Here is a 25,879-nt window from a genome sequence, read left to right on the forward strand (position 1 = left end):
ATGTTTTAATGATGTCAAACTATTCACATGTTTAGATTTACGATAAAGTATTCCCTTATTTTCTATTTAGTGTACTTTTTCATAGCGTGCAACGGATCGTCATCAAATAATGATAATAACAGATTGAAGTATAGTACGGATTATAAAAACAAAGTCGGTTTGCAGAAAGACGATTCCCTATTTATTCCGCTCGACACTTTAACATCAAACAATATAACTCATTTACAATACTATATTGATACGAAAACCGGAAACAGGTTTTTATGCCTGTTGAATCAAAACGATAATTCCATTTATTTTTATAATTACAACAACCCGAAATTTTTTTTCAAAATAAGGCTGCAAAAAGAAGGGCCAAACGGCATAGGGCCAAACATAGAAAACTTCTATGTACATACAATGGACTCAATTTTTATAACCTGCCGGTATAGAATATCAGTTGTAGATAGTTCAGGAATAGTTAAAAGAAGGTATGATATGTCGAAAAAGCAATCTAACCGGTTTACAGCACTTCCTTATTTTTCACAATACAACGAACCCGTTCTTCAACAAGGCAAGTACTTTTTTTTAGCTTGCGCGCCGGATTTATCTGCTTTTAAAACAAAAGATTTTAAACATGAACAATGCATATTGAAATTAGATAAGGGAACAGGAAGCTACACATACAAACTACAACCATCTGATTTATACCGCGAAGGTATTTATGGTCCGAATTATTCCACGCCATACAATTGTTTTGATCAAAAAACAAACCTTGTATTTAGTTTTCAGAACGATCCATTAATATATAAGTATAATACTGTAACAGACGATGTAGATACTTTTTATGCAGGAAGTAAACATTTCGATAAAGTTGCTCCTATGACAAAAGTTACTGAGGACTTTGAAGGATACACCAAATTTTACATCCGCAATCCTTCATACGGGCCAGTCGTATTTGATCAATACAGAAATGTTTATTACAGGTTTGCTTTAACCCCTCTTTCAGAAGCTGATTATGCTGCCAGAAAATGGTGGAAAAACAAGTCGTTAATCATATTGGATTCATCTTTTAATAAAATAGGCGAAACCGATATTTCTGATTCCAATTCATTCCTCTCATATTTTGTTACTGCCGAAGGTTTGTTTATTGGAAAAGCGGGAAAAGAAGACCAGCTTACATTTGAAAAATTTACCCTGAAAAACCTTTAATAATGCCTGTTTTATGAAGAACAACTTTTTCCACAAAAGAAATATCTCAATTTACACATTTATTGTTGCCGCTGTCATGTTTACAGGTTGCATCAATGGCAAAAGCTCACCGGGTGATGTAGTGCTTACAAAAAAAACAGATAGTTTACTCACAATTTTAAACCATTCCAACAATAAGCATATTCAGCTGGCAGGCCTGAATAACATATTGATTATTCCTATCGATGCAGGATGTGAGAGCTGTATAAAAAAATCGCTCGATTTCGCCATGCAAAAAAACGATCCGGCTTATTTATCAATAATCACATCCTCAACATCAAAAGTATTTTTACAGAAATTGTCCTGGTATTTTAACAACCAATTGCCTGCAACCGGTAATAAATATATTCTGATTGACTCCAACAACCTGTGTTTTTTTTCTGGTTTATCAGACATCATGCCGCGTTTATACGAAGTCAAAAATGAAATGATAACTAACAATGTTTCTATTGATGCCTCCAATATAGATAAAGAGTTACGAAAGTAGTCAGATCAATAATCAAATCCTAACCATTGCTCATGGCAAAATATCACCTTGACCGACTGAAAACCCTTGACCGGCTGATCCGCACTAAAGCCACCGGCTCTCCGAGGCAGCTGGCAAAAAAAATGGAAATTTCAGAAAGAACTTTGTTTCGCCTGATCGACTGTATGCGTTCCTTAGGCGCCCCTGTTGTTTACTGTAAAAACAGGGAGTGTTATTATTATGAAGAAGAAGGTTCAATTAACTTTTGCTTTCAAAAAGCAATTTCAGCGACAGATAACTAAAATATTTTCATACTGCCATAATATGGCAGTATGAAGTTTTAATCTTGCGATAACATTTCTAATACCGGTTAAGAAATGGAAACAAATACTTTAATAAAAAATTAAACATTTATGCTTAAAAAACTTCGGTGGTATACAGTTCCCCTGGTTGCTGCAATTTTTTTAGTGAGTCTCTCATCGTATGTAACTGATGATGAAGACCTGTCAGGTAAATGTCCTACGTGTTATTGGGGATATGTTTGTAAAGATGGCCTTTCGATTATTTATAATGGACAAGAGAATACATATTGCCCGTCACCAAATGATCTTAAGAATATAAAGTGTTGTACAAATCCTTAAACGAAGCTGTACAATTGCATATAAATAATAAAGGGGGGATAAATGGAGCTTTAAATCCATCCCCCTTTTAATATTAATTAAATTAACATTGATTGAAAGCCATTTAATGATAGTAATCAGATGTACAAGAAGCTAAAGTTTCACCATTCCAATTATTTGATATACATCCTCATTTGGACAGCTATCTACCTGATTTCCTGCGATAGAACCAATCAGGACATCGCTCATCCGAAACCCGAATTTACTTTAGAAAAAGTTGACTCAATAATAGTAAAGGAAACAGAACGGCTAACAATTTTAGATTGTAATAAAACAAAAAACACATTGTTGGTTTATATGCCACAAAGCCTGTCTGTTCTTGAAGTAACGATGAAGGGAGAGAAGTTAAATAAGTTTTCATTGAAAGACCATTTTGAGTTAGAAATGGGAAAACTAATTGATCATATTGGTTACTATTCAGATTCTTCGATTGTAATAGTTACACCCAAAGGTTATTTCTTTTATACAATGAAAGGCGCGTTGATTAATAAGATTGAGCAAACGGCGCCGTTTAACGCGGGATTGTTTTTAAAAATTAAACCTTTAAAACAAGGAACGGAAAATCTTTTGATTTCAGTAAGACCATCTTTTCAGGACCCAGACTTTAATCAACGAAACAGCCGTGAATATTATAATACATTTAAGGCGTTGACCCTTTTCAATTTGAATAAAGGACAATCTCACCGGGAATTTGGGTTTGAAAATAGTAGCGTACTCAAAAAGTTTGATTATTATTATACGAATCGCCTATATTATTTTGATGTTGATTCTGCTAAAAAACTTGTTTACCTGCTTTATAATCCTGATCATAATGTGTATGTATATTCACTAAACCAAGGGGTACATTTAGACACTATTGTACCTACTCAACCAGATTATTTCAATTTAAGTGAAAAATTGCCCTTTAAAAGTTCGAAGTCAGGAGATATACACCGAATATTAGGAGTGAATAGCCAGTATTATTCTGTTAATGCTTTCGACGACTATATAATGACCTGTTATAGCACAGGCATTCCACCGGCTAAATATGATGAGATGAGATCAGCTACAGAATATACCAACTACTTTAAAAAATATAATAAGAACTTTATACAAATTTTTAAGGGGTATAAAAAAATTGGTGGCGACATCGAACTGCCTCAGGACATTTACTCAATTGCTGTTTTTAAGTCACTTGATTATATCATTGGGGTAACGAACAACTTATATATTGAACGCCCCGACTGTGAAGTATTTTATGTTTATAAACTTAAAAAAATATGAAGCTATTTTTTTGGAGCATTGTGCTGTTAGCTTTTATTGCATGCAGGTCAGGGAACAATAACGTTGACAATCTTCTTACAGATAACCATATTTCATCTTCTGAAAATAATAAAACAAAGGTTTTTCTTGTAAGTGAAACCGATTGCTCAAGTTGTACTGGTTACCTGATCAGCAAAATAGCTAGAAATATTAATAGCCAAAAAGGATATGCCGCTTTGGGTTTATTTTTCGGGGATCCGAATTCTCAAAACTTTGAAACATTAAAAAAAATCGCACCAAAAGATCTTGTATGGAAACTAACAAAAAATAATACTATTTATATCTGGGCAGCGAACCAAACAGGTTCAAAATATGGGCCTTATTTGCTTGAACTGGATAAAGGAAAATTTGATAAAATCACGGCACTTAAATAGATAAAAAATTGAGGCGTGCCGGACTCACAGCAGTTTTTTTAAGCCTGTTGAACAAGAACACACCTCCCCTCTTTGTGCTTACTATTATCTTACGAAAGGATGTCGCTTTTAGCACATCCTTTTTCATTTCCGATAAACACTACATCAACAGTTAGCAGTTCACCGCATGTATAGTACATCGAACAAAGATATCTTCGGTTGTACTATTTTCCCGATAGCGCTTAAGGGAAATAAATACCTATTTTATTAAATTTTAACCTTAACAAAATGATCAAAAGAAAATTAAAATGGGCCATTGTGCCCGTGCTTGCAACCGTTGCATTTGCAGGGTTCTCTTCATTTGCTGATGGTTCCGAAACGCCCGTTGATTCTTCTATGTGCATTACCTGTACAATGTGGCCTAATTACACTTGCGAATTTTCGGGTGTTGACGAAAATGGTAATCACACAGTCATAATTTGTCTTAACAGAAGGGGCTCTGGTAATTAAGCTTGTTAAAAAATAATTTTTAAAAGATGATCAAAAGAAAATTAAAATGGGCCATTGTGCCGGTTATTGCAATTTTATCATTTGCAGGTTTTTCTTCTTTTGCCGATGGTTCCGAGGAACATGTTAGTGCTTATGACTGCTTTTCCTGTTCCGAAAACCCTAACTTTAATTGCGAATTTTCAGGTTATGATGATAATGGAAATCACATAACTATAACTTGCTATTACAGATACAGGGGCTAACAAACGGGCCATCAAATGCGAAAGCAATAATCCCATACAGTTGTAAATTATAACGTGTTGTGCAATTGAAGTGAACAGGTAATAAAATGTAAAGGTCAATACACAACACGTTATACATGCGGCCAGATACATCCTGGCATTCATTTGTTTTTGATTAGCCGAAATAACACACCTTAATTTTTCCCTGCACAAATAGTGCATCGTACGCCTGTAATTTCGAAGATGTCTTATTTTATTCTCATTTTAACTTAACATGAAAAAGTATATTGCGTTTTCATATACAGCCATCACTTTTATAATTATATTAACAGCCTCCTGTAAAGAACAGGACAAGCTGACAAAAACACATACAGTATTTGCAGCAAAAGACTTTCCGGTAAACAAACCCCTTGCAGGAAATGCAAAAGCATTGGAAAAAAGTATTATGCCTGCAAACATATTGGTTATCCCTGAACACAATCTTCTTATTATAACAGAAATGAAAGGTGACTATCTTGCCAAAGCTTATACGTTGGATTCACTTAGGTTCCTGAAATATTTTGTAAAAAAGGGGGAAGGACCCAAAGAACAACTTACTGCACTCACGTTACAATACAAAGCCAAAGAAAAACTCGTATATATTTCAGACCTTCGAAAAAAAAGGATATTTGCTTATTCTGTAGAATCATTAAAAGACACATCTGCCTTAGCATTGCCTGTTAGTTCTATCGGAATATATAGTAATTATTTAAGAAGACCATTGATACTCGACAACGACCGAATTGTTGAAATACGCACCAGCTTTAATATTGACTCAATTGGAGTACTAAACTTTTATAATCAGAAAGGGGAGTTTTTGTATTACAAAGGAAAATATCCCACAATCGCTCATTCAGAAAGATATGCGCCCTATGAAATACATGAAGTTTTTATGGGTTGCCTGAGCCAATCAGCAGATGGATCGAAAATTATCCTTAACTACTACACATGCGATGTGTTAGACTTATATGATACTGCCGGCAACTTGCTAACAAGGATTCAGGGACCTGATAATTTCGACCCCGATCTTTTCAGACAATCTGTTAGCGGAGGAACTGCAATGAGATTTGGGAAAAATGCTAAATTAGGATATACCGGACAGGCTAAAATGAAAGATGAATTGTTGGTATTATACGATGGAAACCCGGCTAAGCGAAAAGATTATCATGTAGACCGCCTGCTGCATTTTGACAAAGATCTGAAACCTGCAACAATATTTAAATTAGACAGCCCCATATTCGCTTTTGATATTGACTGGAATACGCGCACTTTATATGGATTGACACATAAAATTGAAGGAAGTATAGTTACATTCAAACTGTAGCATTATGAAAACTATCAAAATAGCATTTTTACTTTTAGCAATAAATCTTATTTTCTTTAGTTGCAAAAACAAACCAAAAACATTCCTCAACGAATCGATTTATAATAATATTACAGCACAATGCCCCGAATTGAGAAACAACGATCTGGTTGTTTATTATTTCGACGGCAATTGTTCGTTTTGCATTATGAAGTTGATTGAAATAGAGAAGAAGCTGAAAGCACGAAAGAACCTGAAAGCAATTTTTATAGCCAAAACTGATAATCCGGGCGATTTCCGCTATAACATAAAAAGCGCTGCTATAAAATCGTGTATTGTCATTGAACAAAACAATGAATATAACCGGTATTTAAAATTTAACGAAGCTACAGTGGTCAAAAAAGACAGAGAAACACTAAGCTTCTCATAATTCCCAATCCATATTTTTTTACTTATTTAAGAAGAATTGAATGCTTTGGCTTCGACTGAAAGAACAGATTGCTACAAATAATGGGTCGATTGCAAACGGTATCCTTTATTTTGGCCTTACATTTTACTTACTATACTATTTTACTTTTACATATCCTTTCTCATTCAATTTCGAAACCGAGCTTAACGGACAATACACCTTAGCCTGGTTACTTCCTTTATTTTCTTTAATGATCCTGGCAGGCATTCTGCAAAAGTCACCAGTTGTTACCTGGCGTTCATTGTTCGCTTATGTGGTTTTATTATTCTTTTTCTTATTGATCTGTTTTTCGTCGCGGTACTCTTTTTCCAATGAGCACTTTTTCATCATTGCTACAGTTATTATATTGTCAGCTACAGCTGTGTTATTTTCCCAACAGCTCCCTTTCAAAACGATTATTTTATCATTCCTGCTGTTGTTTTTGTACCAATTAATAACAGGATTATTACAATACTTTGAGGCTGCCGGTTTAGAAAACGCATCATTACTGATTAAAGGCGATTTACAAAACTCCGGCATTTATGCATGCTGGCTGGTAATACAATTACCTTTTGTACTCTATGCCTTTTTTTATTTATCATTTAAACAAACCATGCAAACGCCGGTTAAACGGGGGGCATTATTTTATTGCAAAGCCGGCTTTTTTGTATTGTTGTTAGTGATGGTTTTATTTCTGGTTTATCAAACTCAAAGCCGTTCGGCCATTATAGCACTGATGGCTTTTTTATTAACTTTTTGCGTTTATCAGTGGGGCCATGTTATACGAAAAAAAGCAGTAACGCTTTCTAAACCTTTTTTATCAGTCATAGCGCTTATTGTTTTAACACTGGCTGTCGTTGGAGCGTATTACCTGTTTTACCTGAAAAAACTTTCAGCCATTGGCAGGGTTATGAAGTGGCAGGTTGCATGGGAGCATATTTCAGATAATTTCTGGCTGGGCACCGGCCTGGGGCGATTTACATGGTACTACCCCCAATGGCAGGCGCAGTATTTTCAAACACATTCCAACCCACCCCCTGATTTTTTTCTTAGTGCCGGTGAAACCTACATAATTTTTAATGAATACCTGCAGTTATTTAAAGAAATCGGCTTTGTTGGTTTTTTTGTGTTTGCAATTGCACTCTTTTATTTTTTCAATTCAAAATCAACATCGCATAAACAGTTATTAAACGCAGCAAAAGCAACAGTCGTTACAATTCTGGCCTGCGGATTTACGTCGTACCCATTGCATGTAACTCCTTTTTTGCTATTGTTTGCATTTTGTTTTGCCATTGCTGTTACTGTTCGGGAAAACACACCCCCGGCTACTAAACATTTTTCCTTTAATCGGATACCTGTAATTAAACCACTGATCTTTCTTTTATTTATTCTTTCCTGCTATACCTCATACAAGGGTTTAAAGCAGGCGCGTGCGGCACAGGAATGGAATGATTTGCGGGAAAAATATTCTTTAACCCCGGAACAAACAAAAGACAGGTACAACAATTTGTATCCAACACTACAATACGACGGAAAATTTTTAACTGACTACGGGGAATATCTTTTACAGGACAGCACCGATGCAGTAAAAGCCATTGAAATATTGGAAATGGCTAAAAATTATTTTATTTCAAAAAAAACCATAGAGGCAACAGGAAATGCTTATTTAAGAACCAATAACTATCCTAAAGCAATAGAAAATTTTGAATGGCTAAGCTATTATTTGCCTAACCGCTTTGGAGCAAAATATGAATTGCTTAACCTTTATAAACAATCCCGAAACCTTGCAAAAACCAGGCAAATTGCCAATATCATTTTAACAATGCCGGTTAAAATACCATCTTATGAAGTTTCTGAAATTAAAGAAAACACCCGGCTGGTTTTAAAAGCGCTAAACGTACAGGAACAATAGAAATGATTCAACAGCTTACTTATAAATTAAATCACTATACCGGTCTGCTGCTAATAGCAGGCATCATAGCGTCCTGCAACACTGCCACAGGAGCAAAGGAGAATGCATCTGAAACACCAACTCAACCTGCACCTGAAAGCATTACCCCGGTAGTTACTGCAGTGGCAAAGAACAAAACCTTTGATTACCTCATTCAATGCAATGGAAAAATAAAATCGCTGCATGAACAATTGATCACTACTGAAACAGGAGGCAGGTTGCTGGTATGCAAAGCGCACACAAGCGCCTTTTTTTCAGAAGGAGCATTGATTGCCGAACTGGATGCAACACCAGTGCTGCATAAATTAGAGCGGGCCCGTCTTACCAGATTCAATAGTGAAAAAGAATACGAGAGCCAGTTATTGGGATATGAAACATTGTTAAAAGGCAAAAACCAACAGGAAGCAGAAGATATAAAACAAAAATTAAGAATCAGCACCGGTTTGGCCGGAGCCGAACAGGATATTAAGGAAGCCAATTACGAGTTAACACAAACGATTATTAAGGCTCCTTTTTCAGGAGTATTGGCAGATGTAAAAATACAGCAGGGACAACAGGTCAAGGCTGCTGAACAATTATTCCGCATATATGATCCTAATAATTTATTACTCGAAGTAAAGGTGCTGGAGGCTGATGTTTCCCTGTTAAAACCCGGCACATTGGCCGATGTTTCGCCTGTTTCGAATGATGCAACTTATAAAGCACTGGTTGCTGATATAAATCCTTACGTAGATGAAAACGGAATGGTTACAATAAATTTAAAAATAGCGCATACAGCACACGTACAAAACGCAGCTATTTTCCCCGGCATGAATTGTACGTCAGTGATCAAAGCACCGGCATCCCTGACGTTGATTGTTCCGAAAGAAGCAGTAGTAATGCGCAGCGGTAAAGCCGTAGTGTTTACACTTCAGGATGGCAAAGCAAAATGGAATTACGTTACCGTTGGAAAAGATAACGGAAAAGAAGTAGAGATCAGAGAAGGAATAACAGCCGGGCAAAAAGTTATTATAACCAATAATCTGCAATTGGCGCATGATGCCCCGGTAAAGGAAGTGAACAAAGAAAACAATCAGTAAACAACAGTAGCGTTCGTCTCTTTAAAAGGGGCATTTAGAAATATGGTGAAATATCTTATTCAAAGGCCGGTTGCGGTTTTAATGACTTTTATAGCCCTTATCATTGCAGGGTTTATTCTCATTGATAAAATACCGGTTTCATTATTACCCAATGTAGATGTTCCACAGATAGTTGTTCGCATTAATTACCCTAATACCCCTGCTACTGTTTTAGAGCAGAATGTAATAAAGCCTATACGGGAAAACCTGGTTAATATTAATAACCTTAAAAATATTGAAAGCCGCTCGGCCAATCATACAGGACTGCTTTACCTCACATTTGAGTACGGAACCAAAATGGATCTCGCTTATATTGAGGTAAATGAAAAACTCGATCGTCTTACCAATACCTTACCCCGCGACCTGCAGCGCCCGCAGGTAATGCGCATCAATACAGCAGACATTCCTGTTATCAGATTACAGGTTTTACCAAAAGATGGAACAGGTTATCTGCAGATGAGTGCCCTTGCAGAAAAAGTATTAAAAAAAAGAATTGAACAGCTGGAAGGTGTTTCTCTTGTTGATATCAATGGAAAACAGCAGGGAATAATTACAGTTACGCCAAATATCACAGCTTTGCAGGCGCTGGGTTTAGATGCCGGCATCATAATACAAACTATACAAAGCGCCAATCGCGACTTAGGAGGATTAAGCATAAAAGACGGGCAATACCGCTACTTCGTAAAACTGTTAAATACTCTCGAAAACGAATCAGCCATTGCAGAATTACCAGTAAGGTTGAAAAACGGATCAGTAATCACACTCAGCAGCATCGCAAAAGTGGAACAGGAACCGGAAAAACCAACCGGTTATCATTTGTATAATGGTAGCGAGGGCCTGGTAATTACCATTCAAAAACAGCCTTCAAGTCGCATGAATGAGCTGGTACCACGCGTAAAAGAAGCAGTTGCATTCTTTAAAAAAGATTATCCCAAACTGCAGTTTGCCCTTACACAGGATCAAACTTTTTTACTGGATGCGGGCATTGGCAACCTGCAACAGGATTTAATATACGGCGGCATACTCACAATTATATTGTTGTTTATGTTCCTGGGTAACTGGGCTTCCCCCACCCTTATGAGCATCAGCATTCCGCTGTCGCTTATTATTACCTTCATTTTTTTTTACCTGTTTGGCATTTCGTTTAACATCATTTCCTTATCGGGTCTGGCATTAGGTATAGGTATGCTGATCGACAATTCCATTGTGGTAATAGACAATATTACGCGAAAGCGACGAAGCGGAATGAATATGCACGACAGCAGCGTTGAAGGCACCAATGAAGTGATAGCCCCCGTGATCAGCCAGGTACTTACTACGGTGGCTGTTTATGCACCGCTTGTTTTATTAAGTGGCATGGCAGGCGCGCTTGTATTTGATCAAAGCATTGGACTAACCATTTCGCTTGCTGTATCACTGCTGGTGGCATTTATATTATCCCCTTTGCTTTATAAACTATTCCTGAAAACTTCGCCTGAAAAACTAAAGGAAGATACCATTTTTTATAAGTGGCTTTCCATCCGGTACCATAGGATGATCCACCACATTCTGAAGCACAAATTGTTTTATTTACTGGCAACCATTGTTCTAATGCCAGCTGGTTTATGGCTTGCCACTATGATCCCGGTAAGTGCATTGCCCAAAATTGAAAAAAAAGAAAGCATGGTGATCATTGACTGGAATGATCCCATAGATGCGCAGGAAAACCTGCGACGAATGAAATCGCTTCAAAAAACAATTCAGAGCAATTGTATTGTAACAGAAGCTGAAATTGGTATTAAACAATTTTTATTACAACAGGATAACAACGCCATTCAGAAATCAGAAATTTATTTCGCCTGTAAAAACGAAGCAACCAAACATACAACAGACCAACGGGTTAAAGAATGGATAAAACAACAATATCCGCAGGCTGGTTTACAGATAATAGACGCCCCGAATGCGTTTACCCAATTATTCACTACTTCCACGCCATATCTCGAAGCACGTTTCAAACCTGTTAACGATGCTGAATCCGTTAACAGCTGGAAGAAATTAGATGAAATATTAAAAAGAATTCCATACCAGGATTACTCATTAGGAGCAGGCCTGATCAATGAACCAGGTATTGCAGTTGTATTAAATAATCAAAAAATGGCTTTGTATGGCATCAAACAATCGGCTATAGAAGATATGTTGCAACAGCAATTTGGCGTATATACCGTATCTGAAATAAAGCGATTCGGAGAGTTAAATGTGATAAGGTTAAAAACCGATAAAAATACACTGGAATCAAAACTTGAAAGCACAATAATGACGGGAGAGGGTATTGCTTACCCGTTAAAACACTTTATTACCTTTCAAAACAGCCAACAACCGAAATTCATTACGGCCGATAAAACAGGCGAATACAAATCAATTGCATTTGATAAACCTTTTAAAAATGAAAATGAGCTGCAGCACAAAATTGCTTCGCTGGCTTTAGCCTATGGTTTCAGCGTAGATTTTACCGGCCAGTATTTTGAAAACAGGCAACAACTAACACAACTGGCTTTTATTTTTCTGATCGTGCTGTTTTTACTGTATTTCATACTGGCCATTCAATATGAAAGCCTTGTTCAGCCGTTCATTGTAATGCTTACCATTCCCCTGGGCATAACCGGTGGCATGTTTTTACTATGGGCAACCGGAAGCACGCTCGACGTAATGGCAGCCATTGGCTTTATTGTCATTCTCGGTTTGATCGTCGACGACCCCATATTGAAAATAGAAACACTGAACCGACTCGAAAAACAATATCGGAAAAAAGGTTTACCCCACGACGAAAAACTACTTGAACAAATGATACATGAAGCCGGAGATATTTGTTTAAAACCGCTGCTGATGGTTTCATTAACCACAAGCATTGCCCTGGTGCCGGTGCTTTTTGTGGGCGGAATAGGTAACGACCTGCAAAAACCCATGGCCCTTGTAATCATAGGCGGTTTAACTATAGGAACTTTTTTCACTACATGGTTCATTCCATTAGCATACTGGTACATGGCTAAATGGAGAAATAAAAAGAAATAACATGAGAACTTTTGCTATCTGTTGCCTGATGGTTAGTTGCCTGATTGTAAAAGCACAACAAAAAAAGTCATATACACTGAAAGATATTATTGAGCTGGCGCAATCACTGTCGCCCAAATCAAAGCTGGTGCAAACACAAAAAGAAATCAGTTATTACCAGTACCTTACTTATAAAAGCGGCTTTCGTCCGCAGATATCGCTAAACGGCAGTGCGCCTGTTTTTAATAAGCAATATTACAGTGTGCGCCAGCCCGATGGCAGTATTAAATACCAGGCCATCAGTCAGCATAACAGTAATATCGGGATCAGCCTTAGTCAGCAATTGCCTTTTACCGGGGGCGAATTATCACTCAATACCGGACTTACCCGGTTCGATGACTTCAAACAAAAAACACATCAGTACAGCGGAACGCCGGTGTATTTAAATCTCAACCAGCCCCTTTTTGCTTATAATGAATTAAAATGGCAGAAAAAAATTGAACCGCTGAAACTGGAAGAATCACGGAAACAATATGTACACGACAGGGAGCAGATTGCCCAGCAAACCGTAGGTTATTATTTCGATGTACTGGTGGCCCAGAGTAATATGAACATAGCAATGGGCAATTTGCAAAATACCGAAGCCAATTTTCAAATAGAACAAAAGAGAGTAAACCTTGGCACCACAACAGAAGATAAATTATTACAGCTCGAATTACAAACGCTGCGCAGCAGGCAGGACCTCGAAAAAGCCAAATACGATCTGCAGATAGCGCAACTTGCTTTAAAAACATTTACCGGCCTTAAAGGCGATGGCGATATTTCACTTTCTGTTCCTGAATCAATTCCCGTAATGAGTATAAGCCTCGACAATGCGCTTCAGCAGGCACGAAATAACCGGGCCGAATTTATTGCATTTGAAAGAAAAAAACAGGAAGCCGAAAGAGATGTAGCGCAGGCAAAAGCAGCCCAGCAACAGGTAACCCTTGTGGCAAGCTACGGCTTAAATAATGTTGGCAGCAATGTAGGAGCCGTTTATCAACACCCCAACGACCAGCAACAATTCAGTATCGGGTTTAATGTTCCGATAGTTGACTGGGGAAGAAGAAAAGCAAGGTACAACACCGCCAAAGCCATTGAAAAGCTTACACAAACCACCAATGAGTTTGATGAAGCCACCATATATCAGGAAATAACTACCCTCGTGAAAAATATTGAATTGCTGCAATCGAATATCACACTTGCCCAAAAAACCGATTCCGTTGCTCAAAGACGGTTCACTATTGCCAATAGTTTGTACCAGGTGGGAAAACTGAGCGTTACCGATCTGAATCTGGCGCAAACCGAAAAAGACAATGCCCGCCGATCTTATATCGACGCCCTTCGGGCTTACTGGGATGGCTATTACATGCTTAGAAGAATAACTTTGTACGATTTTAAAAATAACACCTCTTTAACTGCCATACAATAAATAAAGGCGCCCCAAAAAAAGTCATTCACACCTGTGCAAAACCTGTTGCGGGCAAATACCCCTTACCCCCTTATTTTTGTCCATTACCCATATAAAAAATCAATGATATCCACAAAAAACGAGCAGAAAAATGTGTTATTGTTACAGCCCCATCGTTTATTGTCTGATCATTGCCTGCTTGAATGTTTAACAATTACCAAAGCCGGCGGTATTCCCAAATATGAGAACAGCGAACTGACCAGTTCGGAACTCAATAAAAATTTTGCCAAACTGCCCAAAGAAGTAAAGGATTCCCTGCTGGGTTTCAGCAAGGAAAAGATCGGTGTGATGAAGGATGATATTCAAAAAAAATTCACTTTACAACGCGCCGGCGTTTCGTACGAAGTATATTTTAAAACAGCCATCACACGCCGTTTGCACGAATGCATGGAACGGCTGAAACCATTTGCCGCCCTTGTAAAATGGTATCATAAAATACCGGGCGAAAAGGGTCATTTTAAAACCGCTCCCTGCAACTTCAGCACCTTTAAACCGCAGTTACAGTTCGAAGTAACCAAAAACGGTAACGCACTGCAGCTAAATACCATTATTACTATCAATGGCGCTCCCTATAGTACCGATCAATTCAACCGCCAGCTTTTTTTACTACTGAGCGGCAGCGAATATTTTGTATTATCCTGGAAAGATTTTCAAACACTGGAGTGGCTACGCGAAAATGATCCGCAGCAATACAGCCACCAGCCGCACGAATTTTCTGACAACATACTGGCAAAACTGGAATCGTTGGACTATGCGGTAAATCGCAACAACCTGTTCGAAAAAAATGAGATCCGGGTATCACCGGTAAACCGGGTAATGCTAAGCGAAATAAGCCAGTCGTTCCTGGTGCTTACGCCCCAGTGGGAATACGATGGCTTTTTTGTAGAAGGTCCGTGGAAGGAGACATACGATATTACCCGCAACGGACAATCGTATGTTATTTATCGCCATAAAGAAGATGAAAAAGCCTTATGGCAATTACTTGAATCGCTGCATCCGAATTTTCAAAAGCAGTTGAACGGCTATTATTATGTTTCTTTTGAAGAAGCGCAAAAAAAGCAATGGTTCCTGAAAGTATATCACCGCCTGCTCGATCTGAACATACAGGTTATTGGCATGGATATGCTGCAGCATTTCAGGTACTCGCAACATAAAGTAAGGGCCGAAGTAACAGTTAAAAAAGATATATCCGATTTTTTGACCCTCGACATGTTCATTTATTTTGGGGAAGAAGAAGTAGCACTGACCGAAGTGCAGAAAATTATTCAGGCCGGTCAACGCGCTATTTTGTTGCAGGACGGATCGCTTGGCATATTGAATGAAGAATGGCTTCAGCAATATGGAACGATCATCAGGCATGGAAAAATTTCAAAAAATGAAATACAGGTGCCCCGCTGGCTGGCATTCAGTGAAGAAGAAACGGATGAAGGTACCCAGATATTAAAACCGGTACTGCACAACAACTGGTGGGAAAAATGGCAGCACTGGCAAAAAAACGGCGAAGCGATTTACAGCATTCCCGGTGAAGTGAAGGCCACCCTTCGCCCTTATCAGCAAAAAGGCTTTGAATGGATGCTGTTGCTGGCCGAAGCCAATGCAGGCGCATGCCTGGCCGACGACATGGGATTGGGAAAAACGCTGCAAACGATCAGCGTGCTTACGCATCAGTTGCAGCAACAACCCAAACAGCGCCATCTGATCATTTGTCCTTCGTCGCTCATTTACAACTGGCACCAGGAACTGCAAAAATTTGCGCCGCATATCAATGTACTGATCTTTCACGGCGCATCACGTGTCCTTGAGGATGTAGCAGGCGGGCAATTTCAGGTGATCATCAGCAGCTATGGCACCATACGGCAGGATATTGAAGAACTGTGCACCATGGCATTCGGCACCGTTGTGCTCGATGAAAGTCATAATATAAAGAACCCTGCTGCACAAATCACCAAAGCGGTGGAACGGTTACAGGCTGCGTTTCGCATTGCATTAAGCGGTACGCCGGTCATGAACAATACATTCGACCTGTATGCGCAAATGAATTTTTTGTTGCCGGGAATATTTGGCACCCGCGAATTTTTCCGTCGCGAGTATGCCGATGCCATTGACCATAACCGCGATGCAGAAAAAATAAAAACCCTTCAAAGGATCACCGCGCCCTTTGTGTTACGACGAACAAAGGAACAGGTAGCTACTGATCTACCTGAAAAAACCGAGATGGTGATGTGGTGTAACATGAGCGCCGCACAAAAGCAGTTGTACGACGAGATAAAAGACAGCATACGCCAGAGCGTATTTCTGAATATTGAAAAAGACGGTTTAAATAAAAGCAAGCTGGCCGTATTGCAGGGTATGTTGAAACTTCGACAGATCTGTAACTCGCCCCTGCTGCTGCCCGAAGAAGAACAAACCTGCACCGATTCGGTTAAGACCGATCTGCTGATGAATGAATTGCAGAACAACCTGAAAGATCATAAAGTACTGGTGTTTTCGCAGTTTACCAGCATGTTGGATTTGCTGGCCGAAAAATGCCGCGAGCAGGGCATTGCGTACTATCATTTCGACGGAGGAACGGCGCCTGAAAAACGCATCGACATGGTGACCAAATTTCAACAGCCCGATAATACCACCAATGTATTTTTGATAAGCCTGAAGGCCGGTAATGCCGGTTTGAACCTCACAGCAGCCGGTTACGTATTTCTGGTCGACCCCTGGTGGAATACAGCTGTACAGCAACAGGCGATTGACCGTACGCACCGCATCGGTCAAACAAAAAATGTATTTGCGTATAAGATGATCTGCAAAGACACTATTGAAGAAAAGATCATTCAGCTGCAGCAACGCAAAAAACAACTGGCCGAAGAACTGATTTCAGAAGACGAAGGGTTTGTGAAGTCACTGACCGAGGATGATATTAAATACCTGTTTAGTTAATAACGAATAATGAATTTCCAATGACGAATGTCGAAGTAAAGGCACTTCGACATTCGCAATTTGATATTCGATATTCAATATTTGGTCAGGAGAGCAGTTGGCAATTTGCAATCAATTCTGTGGCGACAAATATTGTGCAAAGGCGTATCCTTCTTCTCCGGCATCTGTTCGTATCAGCCACCATTGATCATTGGTTTTACTAACCAGCGTAACCAATTCATGATGCGCTGCTTTACCAATGACAGGTTGATCGGTACCGGGCCCCTTTCTGATATTTAAATTTGAACTCTCAGTTGTTACAAGTACTTTAACGCCGGGCAACATGGTAGAAACATTTACATTCATCACTACATCTGCCGACCTGAAACTTGGATCAAGCTTTTCATAAATGTTCCATAATTGATCTTTTGCAGCGCCAGTGGGCGCTTCGCCGTCGATGTAAAGAACATTATCCTGCTCCCTCGCCTGCAGGTGAGTAATGCCAAGTGTTTGGGCGGTATCCAGCAGCTCTTTATATTTATCCTGAAGTGCCATAGCCTGGTTCCTCCTTTTTTATTTAATGGTAAGCTTGTTTTCAATTTTTTTGGGTTTAAGCGTATGCAGACTCTTCATTAATTTTGGCAAATCTGTCTTTTTAATATCTCCGGTTAATGTAATGACTCCATCCTGTACAGTAGCATTTACCGAGGGATAATCTTTAGTTGCATCTTTTACACTTTTGGTCAGCGGATCATCTTCAGTAATTACAACAGGAGCCGGCGCCGGTTGCTGAGCAACGATCGTGCAATTATTGATTACATCCTTTACTCCTTTTATTTTTCTGACGCTTGACTCAACTGCTGACTTACTCATTTCATCATTACATTCGCCTGTTAATGTAACAACACCATCCTTTACAGATGCAGATGCGCCATTCACATCTTTATTATCTTTTAATGTTGCTTCAACGGCCGATTGAATATTACTATCTTTTTCTTTACATGATAAAACCAGCATCCATGGCATAGCAAACATCAAAAGGATCGCCAACGGGTTAATATGCTTTTTCATAACTCAAATCATTTAAATAATTCTTATTTTTTCCTTACGCTTACGGCAATTCTTCTATCTTTTTTTCTTTCCTGATCAGAGGCATTGGCAGGTGCTTTTGCATATTGTGATCCGTATCCTTCGGCGCCGGATAATTGAGCATCAGAAATTCCGTTATTTTTTAATTCGGTTACTACAGCCTCAGCTCTTGCCTTTGATAATTTCATGTTGGCCGTTTCGTTTCCTGTTTTATCGGTATAACCGCCTATTTTAATATTGGCATTAGGGAATGCTTTCAGTATCATCGCAATATTCCTGATCTGCGGCATGCTTTCGGTAGTAATAGTCGCACTGCCTGTTTCAAAATTCAGGTTATCAAAATCGAACCAGGTATTATTATCTACCGGCCTTGAAGCATCTTTTAAAAAACCAACCAATTGATCTTCTATACCACCTCTATAAGCGTTGATTTCAGCACCATCCGGTAATTTCATTCTCATACTTGCACCGGGTGGAGGAGATGCGATTGTACCAGGTTCATTAGTTCTGGTCGCCATCGGGGCGTTTTCAGGCTTGTTACTTCTTCTATTCACCATATACCATAATAACCCAATGGCAGCTAAAACCAGTAACGCAGGCACCAGCCAACGTGTGCCGGTTGTTTTTCTTATGTCACCTGGCATATCTCTGACCTGTGCGGTAGCGCTGCGTGATGCGCCTGATAACCTGCTTCCAATATTGCTAAGGCTGCTTAGCCCTAATACACCTGCAATGTTAAGACCGGCAGGTAATGCATTCAGAATATTATCTTTTTGACTGTTCAGGAAAGAAAGCAAACCATCCGCATTCAAATTATTTGCTTTTGCATGATTACCTAATGTACCTAATGCTGCGGGCGCAGCAACGCTCATAAGCGAAGTGGCAGATGTAGGTCTGATGCCGGCAAAATTAGCAACCATATTTGCAATATCGCTCATGCGATTACCAAATATACCTTTCAACAAATCGGCGCCCCTGTCGAGCAAACTACTGTTACCAAAAAAATTACCAATATTCGTTAAAACACCGCTATTAGCTGTATCTTTTGCCATATTAAGAATTCCTCCTGCATCTCCCGAACCTGCCTTATTTAATATACCTGCCAATACAGAAGGAACAATGCCCGACATTGCATTTTGCACCCTGGATTCATCTTCATTTAATGTGGTACTGGCTCTTGAGACAACATCACTACCCAAAAGACCTTTTACTGATTCAATGAGATTAAATGACATAATTTTAAGTTTTAAAATTATCAATAGATTTTCAGGAAGAAGATTAATAAAGGAATGATAGGGTAAAAGATAACACCTTCAAAAGCAGTCAAAATATTTACTACAGTTCGAAATGATTTCTATCGCTACTTATTAGACCTTGTGGAGTTAAAAGATATACTAATTAATGAGGGATGGAATATATACTAAGGTATGATTTTATAATCTTAAGTCAAAAATTATTTATATCAATGAGTTATCGTGCTGCAATTATTGCTGTACAATGATGTGATTATTAAAAATGGCCTGAATGATATTGACGGATGGAAACTTTTCTTTTTTATCTTCAACCATGCTTCGCCCCATCGACAACTGGTTTTTACAGCAGGAGGAACCTAATAAAAGCTGCCTGCAGTTTTTAAGAGCGCATATACTTACACTTGATAATGATATTACCGAATCCTGGAAATACGGTATGCCATTTTATTGCATTCAGGGAAAAATGGCCTGCTATTTATGGGTTCATAAAAAACACCACCAGCCCTATTTAGGCATTGTTGAAGGAAAACAAATCAACCATCCCGATTTAATTATTGAAAAAAGGGCCAGGATGAAAATTCTGCTGATCGATCCGGAGAAAGATATTCCGGTGAAAATGATCAATGGAATATTGAAAGAGGTGATTGCGCTTTACAAATGAAACCTCAGGGAAACCGAAGTTTTTGCTTCTGCAAGGGAACTAACACCTCCTGTAAGGGAAATAGCAGGTCCATCATGGGAAGTTGTTGCTTCCGCAAGGGAACTAACAGCTAAAACAATGGAACTTTTTGGGTCAACAGGTAACAAATGCCGTCTGCAGGCCTGCAAGCCATAAAAACATGCTTGCAAAGCCAAAAAGTTCCCTTGCAGACTCATCATTTTCCTGCAAACGAAAAAAGTTCCCTTACAAAGCCAATTAGTTCGCTTGCGGACATAAAAAGTTCGCTTACAGACGGAATCATTTGCCTGCAAACGTAAAAAGTTCACCTGCAGCTGAGAAAGTCTCCTTACAGACGTCAACAGTTCCCTTACAACCAGCCTCATTTCCCTTACAAACGACATTAGTCCCATTACAGCTGAGGCAAGCTCCCTTACAGACTTAATAAGTCCGCCTGCAGAGGGTAGCATTTCCCTTGCAAAGGGTGCCATTTCCCTTACAAATTAAAAAGTTCACCTGCAGCCGGGATAAGTTCCCTTACACACGACCTCAATTCACTTACAGCCGATATCATCTCTCCTACAAAAGTAAAAAGTCACCATGCAAATGCTTTTAATCAGCCTGATCCTTTAGAATCCCGCCTCCTATCCACAACATTCTTGACCATAATCAAAACTTATCCCCGACTGCCAAAATCCCTGAAAAATCCAAAACAATTTACGTATATTAGTATATATGCGTTATAGTTAGTCTGCGTAAATAACGCTTGTAACCAAAAACCACAATTGCGTATGGAAAAATTTGTAATCAGCAAACGGATTACCGGTGAATATCAGTTCAATTTAAAAACCGGAAATGAGGAAATCCTTTTAACAGGCGATGGCTTTTCGTCGAAATCAAACTGCCGCCATGTAATTGAAACGGTTATGCAACATGCTACCGAGGATGACAAGTACGACCGCAGAACGGCTACCAATGGAAAGTACTTCTTTACTCTTGAAGCTGCCAACGGCCAAACAATCGCCGTTAGCAAAATGTATGAAACCGAGGCCAGCCGTAATAATGGTATCGTGTTTGTAAAATCGCTGGCGCCCAAAGCCATTATTTACGACTCAACATTCTGAGAAGGAAAACGCGTACTTATAATGCAATGCGACTCATTTGCTAATGGGTCGCATTTTCTGTTAATCTTTTCCGCAAAGGCCTAAGCCGCAAGGAAGAACCTGCTATTTTTTGCCCTTCTAAAGGGCTTGGCGAGAGCCATTTGTTGTCGCATTTACCCCCTTAGATTGTCACACCCGCACCCGCTTGTTACCTCAAAAAAGCTCCAACTTTATACAGAGTTCATACCCTCCTATTTAAAAAATCAACCAATTAAATAATGTAAAATGTAAAAGTTATGGAAAAGCAGGAATTTAAAATCGCCATCGATGCGCCTCGCGAAAAAGTATGGAACGTATTATGGGAAGACGCTTCTTATCGCGAATGGACTGCCCCCTTTTCATCCGGTTCCCATGCCGAAACCGATTGGAAAAAAGGCAGTAAGGTTTTATTTCTTGATGGCAGAGGCATGGGTATGGTATCTACCATTGCCGAAAACATTCCCAATGAATATATGAGCTTTGAACACCTCGGCGTTGTAAAAGATGGCATGGAAGATACCGAAAGTGATGAAGTGAAAAAATGGGCTGGTGCGCACGAAAATTATACGTTGAAAAACGTGAATGGAAAAACTGAACTGCTTGTTGACATGGATATCAACGACGAGTTTAAAGATTATTTTTCAGCCACTTTCCCCATAGCACTGCAAAAGATAAAGGAGTTGGCAGAACATAATTAAAACTGTTATATCAGTATAAAAGCATCGAGGGTGTATCAAAAGTCCGATACACCCTCTTTTTATTCGGGTACCTGATGGAGACAGGTAGTCTTTTAAGCGATTCTCAAGCCCCGCGTATTTTTTTACATCCCCGATGCTTTTAGTGAAGCCGTGCCACGGTTTCGAAACGTGGCACGGCTTTGCTCTATGCAGTTAGCTTCAAAATCATCACCCCAATAACACTCGCCAAAACAAGTAACGCAACCCAGGAACTTCGTTTTGTTGTACTATCGATTTGCTTGCTTCTTTGCGTCTGTATGAGGCTCCATCCTAAAAATCCAACTAACAGGGTGCCTCCTGTAGCTATTATTATTTTATTTTGCACAGTATATATTACCAGCATCAGGACAAGTCCTGCCAATGAAAAAACAATTGAATATTTCTGATACAGCGGTTGTTTTGTTTTTTCGGTAACCGGTATTATCTGATTAAGTAATTGTTCCAGCTCGTTATAATTTTCAATTTGCGGCGGCACCGCAATTATATTTCCTGGTCTGTTACTTTTTATCAGGAAACTATTATTGGCATTTTTTATTATTTCTTTAATCTCAAAGAAGCTGATCGAAACAACCGGTGTGTTTTTTTGCTCGCGGGTAATTGTACTGTTATCGATAACAATGGTGTAACTCTTTAACAGATTTAAATACCGCCTAAAACCGAGTAATAACCCAAAAGAACAAATTGTCAATGATACAAGAATGGGAATAATGATGTCGCTGAAATCTGTTGCTTTATCCGCATTGCCATTTATGAAATTCACAACAATGGAAAATACAATAATTCCACAAAAAGCAGGGATCATTTTCAACAGGGCTTTCTTTCTGATGCCACCAAAACTTTCGGGGCTAATTTTAAACGTTTGCATATGGTTTAGGGTTAACAACCGGCATTTATTCATACTCCGGCTAATATTCAATATTGGTTTTTAGCAGCGAAAAATACAAAAAGCCTTTCAATAAATTCAACCCAATTACCCAAAAATTCAATTCTGTTATCTGATTTTCCATTAATATAACCATCCTTCACAATACAATAGCGCTACACCCCTATTTTTGTTAACTTTAATGCAGTCTCCGCAGGGAGATTCCTGTTTAAAAACAAAAACCAGTACCATGGCTTCTATTAATTTAATAGTGAATAATAAAAAGTACACGGTTGATGTATCACCCGATACGCCCCTTCTTTGGGTATTGCGCGATGAGCTGAACCTGGTAGGCACCAAGTTCGGCTGCGGCATTGCTCAATGCGGCGCCTGTACAGTGCTGATGAACGATTCGGCCATTCGCTCCTGTTCGTACCCCGTATCGGCAGTAGGTACCAACAAAATCACTACCATCGAAGGACTGAGCGAAAACGGCGATCACCCGGTTCAAAAAGCCTGGGATGAAGTGGATGTTCCCCAATGTGGTTATTGCCAGGCCGGTCAGGTAATGGCCGCCGTGGCGCTGTTAAAAAGAAAGCCCCACCCTACCGATGAGGATATTAATGCTGCCATGACCAATATCTGTCGCTGCGGAACTTATGTGCGTATACGCAAAGCTGTGCATTTGGCAGCAGAGAAAGCAAGTAGTAAGTTGTAAGTAATAAGTAGTAAGTTGACAGGTTGATAAGTTAACATGTTGACAAAGTTGAAAAGTTAAATGGAACAGAGCGCTTTGCCTATTGACTATTGACTATTCACCATTGACCATTGACTATTCACCATTGACTATTCACCATTGACCACAAAAACCATCTCAAATGAAACAGGTTCCTTCTCATATATCACGCAGACATTTTTTAAAAATAAGCACGCTCGCCGGTGGCGGCGTGCTTTTCGGATTTGAGTTGCTGGCGAATGCAGGCCCTGAAGCTGTAGAAGCCGCAGCTGTATTTTCGCCGAATGCTTATCTGTCTATCGACCCGAAAGGGATCGTTACCCTGATGGCACCGAATCCTGAAATCGGTCAGGGTGTAAAAACTTCGCTGCCCATGCTACTGGCCGAAGAGCTGGATGTTGACTGGAATAAAGTTGTGGTTAACCAGGCTATGCTCGATAAAGACAAATATGGCAACCAGGTAGCGGGTGGCAGCGGCGCTATCCGAAGCCGGTACGAACCGATACGCAAAGCAGGCGCTACAGCCCGTTATATGCTGGTGGCAGCCGCCGCTCAAACATGGAATGTTCCTGAACAGGAATGCTACACCGAAAACGGTTGGGTGATTCATCAGTCAAGCGGAAAAAAACTGAGCTATGGCGATCTGGCCACCAAATCGGCCACCATGCCTGTGCCTGAAAATATTAAATTAAAAGATCCGAAAGATTTTAAGATCATCGGAAAACGCATCCGGAATATCGACAACAAAAACATCCTCACCGGTAAGCCTTTGTTTGGTATCGATACCCGTCGCGATGGCATGTTTTATACCATGGTAGCGCGTCCGCCAGCCTTTGGTAAAAAATTCAAATTTTTTGACGATACCGAAACGCGCAAAATACCTGGTGTTAAAAATGTGGTGCAGGCGGGCAATGTGGTTGCCGTGCTGGCTACCAACACGTGGGCTGCCAAAAAAGGGCGCGATGCTTTGAAAGTTGAATGGGAAGATGACGGCAAACTCGAAAGCACCAATGAACACATTGAAGCCTACAAAAACCTGGTACAACAAAAAAGCGAAAAGGCCGACCGCAACGATGGTGACGTGGAACAATCATTAAGCAATGCTAAAAAAGTAATAGAAGCTATTTATGAGGTGCCCATACTGAGCCATGCGCCTATGGAACCCATTAACTTTTTTGCCGATGTGCGTGATGGCAAGGCCGACTTGTACGGCCCCACGCAGGTGCCGGGCAAGGTGCGTACCGATGTTGCAAAAGCTTTGAATATTGCCGAAGAAAATATTACGGTGGGCATACCCCGCCAGGGTGGCGGTTTTGGCCGTAAGTTGCGCAGCGATAATGCGGTTGAAGCCGCATTAATTTCTGCAGCCGCCAAAGCGCCCATACAAATGTTATGGACACGCGAAGATGATATGCAGGGCGATTTTTACCGTCCCAGTGGCATGTACCGCTATCGCGCTGCCATCAACAACAACAATGAGCTGGATGGCTGGTACCTGATCGCCGCCGCTTTAAATTCGAACCGTGCTGCCAGTGCAGAGAATTTTCCGGCTGGCGCTTTGGCCAATTATCGCACCGATAGCCACGGACTTACTTCCAACATTCAAACCGGTCCATGGCGCGCCCCAACGCACAATGCCGTGGCATTTGCCGAGCAAAGCTTTATCGATGAAATTGCGCATGAACTGAAAAAAGACCCTCTTGCATTCAGGCTCGAACTGCTCGACCGCGCCAAAAGCAATCCGGTTGGCAAACTGGGTTATGATGTTGAAAAATTCAAAAGCGTCATTAACCTCGTTGCCAAAATGAGCAACTGGGGCAAAACAACGCCGGGGCGATTTAAAGGATTTGCCGCTTACTATTCTTTCAACACCTATGTGGCTGAAGTAGCAGAAATATCGATGGTCAATGGTAAACCGAAAGTTCATAAAGTGTATTGCGCCGTTAACTGCGGGCAGGTAGTAAACCTGAGCGGCGCCGAAAACCAGGTACAGGGCGCTATTGTTGACGGACTGGGGCATGCATGGTTTACCGAAATAACCTTCGATAAAGGAGCTGTTCAACAAAAGAACTTTAATACTTATACCCTGATGCGTATGCAGGATGCTCCGCCCGATGTGCAGGTGCAATTTATTGAAACCAACGAGGCGCCCACCGGATTAGGCGAACCTGGCTTACCGCCTATCGCAGCGGCGGTATGCAATGCGATTTTTGCGGCAACCGGAAAAAGAATACGAAAACTGCCGTTTAATTCTAAATAAGTCCGAAAAAAGTCCGGATGTCCGGAAGACCGAAAGTCCGAAAGAAATACATACTTAGGTAGGCTTCTTTCGGA

The 25,879-nt window shown here is 39.9% G+C and carries 21 protein-coding genes; 17 read left to right on the top strand and 4 right to left on the bottom strand.

Translation table 11 applies throughout. The features are described from left to right. The first annotated feature begins 27 nt into the window (after positions 1-27). The 12 genes from AC59IL_RS03720 to AC59IL_RS03775 all read left to right on the top strand — a co-directional run bounded on the left by AC59IL_RS03720 (position 28) and on the right by AC59IL_RS03775 (position 17,089). The gene (locus AC59IL_RS03720) at positions 28-1,191 is read left to right on the top strand and encodes a DUF4221 family protein (protein WP_496550735.1); all 1,164 of its coding nucleotides are present in this window, start codon (positions 28-30) and stop codon (positions 1,189-1,191) included. 13 nt (positions 1,192-1,204) lie between these two features. Further along, positions 1,205-1,717 (top strand): hypothetical protein, encoded by a 513-nt coding sequence (locus tag AC59IL_RS03725; protein WP_496550736.1) that lies wholly within the window; start codon positions 1,205-1,207, stop codon positions 1,715-1,717. A gap of 32 nt (positions 1,718-1,749) precedes the next feature. Beyond that, a complete protein-coding gene (locus AC59IL_RS03730; protein ID WP_496550737.1) occupies positions 1,750-1,998 on the top strand; it encodes a hypothetical protein in 249 nt (82 codons plus the stop codon). A 675-nt stretch (positions 1,999-2,673) separates the two neighbouring features. Beyond that, positions 2,674-3,639: a hypothetical protein gene (locus tag AC59IL_RS03735; protein ID WP_496550738.1), complete on the top strand. Its 966-nt coding sequence runs from the start codon at positions 2,674-2,676 to the stop codon at positions 3,637-3,639. Next, positions 3,636-4,052 (top strand): hypothetical protein, encoded by a 417-nt coding sequence (locus tag AC59IL_RS03740; RefSeq protein ID WP_496550739.1) that lies wholly within the window; start codon positions 3,636-3,638, stop codon positions 4,050-4,052. The genes AC59IL_RS03735 and AC59IL_RS03740 overlap by 4 nt, the downstream gene beginning before the upstream one ends. Before the next feature lie 984 nt (positions 4,053-5,036). Then, positions 5,037-6,125 (top strand): BF3164 family lipoprotein, encoded by a 1,089-nt coding sequence (locus AC59IL_RS03745; protein ID WP_496550740.1) that lies wholly within the window; start codon positions 5,037-5,039, stop codon positions 6,123-6,125. A gap of 4 nt (positions 6,126-6,129) precedes the next feature. Beyond that, on the top strand, positions 6,130-6,534 hold the full coding sequence (locus AC59IL_RS03750; RefSeq protein ID WP_496550741.1) for a hypothetical protein: 405 nt from the start codon (positions 6,130-6,132) through the stop codon (positions 6,532-6,534). A 40-nt stretch (positions 6,535-6,574) separates the two neighbouring features. Beyond that, positions 6,575-8,464 (top strand): O-antigen ligase family protein, encoded by a 1,890-nt coding sequence (locus tag AC59IL_RS03755; protein WP_496550742.1) that lies wholly within the window; start codon positions 6,575-6,577, stop codon positions 8,462-8,464. A gap of 2 nt (positions 8,465-8,466) precedes the next feature. Continuing rightward, a complete protein-coding gene (locus AC59IL_RS03760; protein WP_496550743.1) occupies positions 8,467-9,582 on the top strand; it encodes an efflux RND transporter periplasmic adaptor subunit in 1,116 nt (371 codons plus the stop codon). A gap of 42 nt (positions 9,583-9,624) precedes the next feature. Beyond that, entirely contained in the window at positions 9,625-12,669 is a 3,045-nt protein-coding gene (locus AC59IL_RS03765) for an efflux RND transporter permease subunit (RefSeq protein ID WP_496550744.1), read from the top strand. A gap of 1 nt (position 12,670) precedes the next feature. Next, positions 12,671-14,119 (top strand): TolC family protein, encoded by a 1,449-nt coding sequence (locus AC59IL_RS03770; protein WP_496550745.1) that lies wholly within the window; start codon positions 12,671-12,673, stop codon positions 14,117-14,119. 102 nt (positions 14,120-14,221) lie between these two features. Next, a complete protein-coding gene (locus AC59IL_RS03775; RefSeq protein WP_496550746.1) occupies positions 14,222-17,089 on the top strand; it encodes a DEAD/DEAH box helicase in 2,868 nt (955 codons plus the stop codon). A 111-nt stretch (positions 17,090-17,200) separates the two neighbouring features. On the opposite strand, the gene AC59IL_RS03780 is transcribed toward AC59IL_RS03775, so the two are convergent. Genes AC59IL_RS03780 through AC59IL_RS03790 form a run of 3 tightly spaced genes read right to left on the bottom strand, consistent with a single transcriptional unit; the run spans position 17,201 to position 19,392 of the window. Next, positions 17,201-17,623: an SH3 domain-containing protein gene (locus AC59IL_RS03780; protein ID WP_496550747.1), complete on the bottom strand. Its 423-nt coding sequence runs from the start codon at positions 17,621-17,623 to the stop codon at positions 17,201-17,203. An 18-nt stretch (positions 17,624-17,641) separates the two neighbouring features. Continuing rightward, positions 17,642-18,139 carry a BON domain-containing protein gene (locus AC59IL_RS03785; protein ID WP_496550748.1) on the bottom strand — a complete coding sequence of 166 codons (498 nt, stop codon included), beginning with the start codon at positions 18,137-18,139 and terminating at the stop codon, positions 17,642-17,644. 23 nt (positions 18,140-18,162) lie between these two features. Then, the gene (locus AC59IL_RS03790) at positions 18,163-19,392 is read right to left on the bottom strand and encodes a DUF937 domain-containing protein (protein ID WP_496550749.1); all 1,230 of its coding nucleotides are present in this window, start codon (positions 19,390-19,392) and stop codon (positions 18,163-18,165) included. 289 nt (positions 19,393-19,681) lie between these two features. Here AC59IL_RS03790 and AC59IL_RS03795 point away from each other — a divergent pair, with 289 nt between their 5' ends. From AC59IL_RS03795 to AC59IL_RS03805, 3 genes are all read left to right on the top strand, one after another. After that, positions 19,682-20,071 carry a DUF1801 domain-containing protein gene (locus tag AC59IL_RS03795; RefSeq protein WP_496550750.1) on the top strand — a complete coding sequence of 130 codons (390 nt, stop codon included), beginning with the start codon at positions 19,682-19,684 and terminating at the stop codon, positions 20,069-20,071. A gap of 788 nt (positions 20,072-20,859) precedes the next feature. Then, entirely contained in the window at positions 20,860-21,192 is a 333-nt protein-coding gene (locus tag AC59IL_RS03800; protein ID WP_496550751.1) for a YegP family protein, read from the top strand. A 275-nt stretch (positions 21,193-21,467) separates the two neighbouring features. After that, positions 21,468-21,908 (top strand): SRPBCC domain-containing protein, encoded by a 441-nt coding sequence (locus tag AC59IL_RS03805; RefSeq protein ID WP_496550752.1) that lies wholly within the window; start codon positions 21,468-21,470, stop codon positions 21,906-21,908. A 184-nt stretch (positions 21,909-22,092) separates the two neighbouring features. Here AC59IL_RS03805 and AC59IL_RS03810 read toward each other — a convergent pair whose 3' ends face one another. After that, positions 22,093-22,812, bottom strand: a complete 720-nt coding sequence (locus AC59IL_RS03810) for a hypothetical protein (RefSeq protein WP_496550753.1) — start codon at positions 22,810-22,812, stop codon at positions 22,093-22,095. A gap of 247 nt (positions 22,813-23,059) precedes the next feature. Between AC59IL_RS03810 and AC59IL_RS03815 the strand changes: the two genes are divergently transcribed. Next, positions 23,060-23,527 carry a (2Fe-2S)-binding protein gene (locus AC59IL_RS03815; RefSeq protein ID WP_496550754.1) on the top strand — a complete coding sequence of 156 codons (468 nt, stop codon included), beginning with the start codon at positions 23,060-23,062 and terminating at the stop codon, positions 23,525-23,527. Positions 23,528-23,687: 160 nt separating this feature from the next. Continuing rightward, positions 23,688-25,805 carry a xanthine dehydrogenase family protein molybdopterin-binding subunit gene (locus AC59IL_RS03820; protein WP_496550755.1) on the top strand — a complete coding sequence of 706 codons (2,118 nt, stop codon included), beginning with the start codon at positions 23,688-23,690 and terminating at the stop codon, positions 25,803-25,805. Positions 25,806-25,879 lie beyond the last annotated feature (74 nt).

The organism is Niastella sp. sgz303648 (assembly GCF_059587045.1).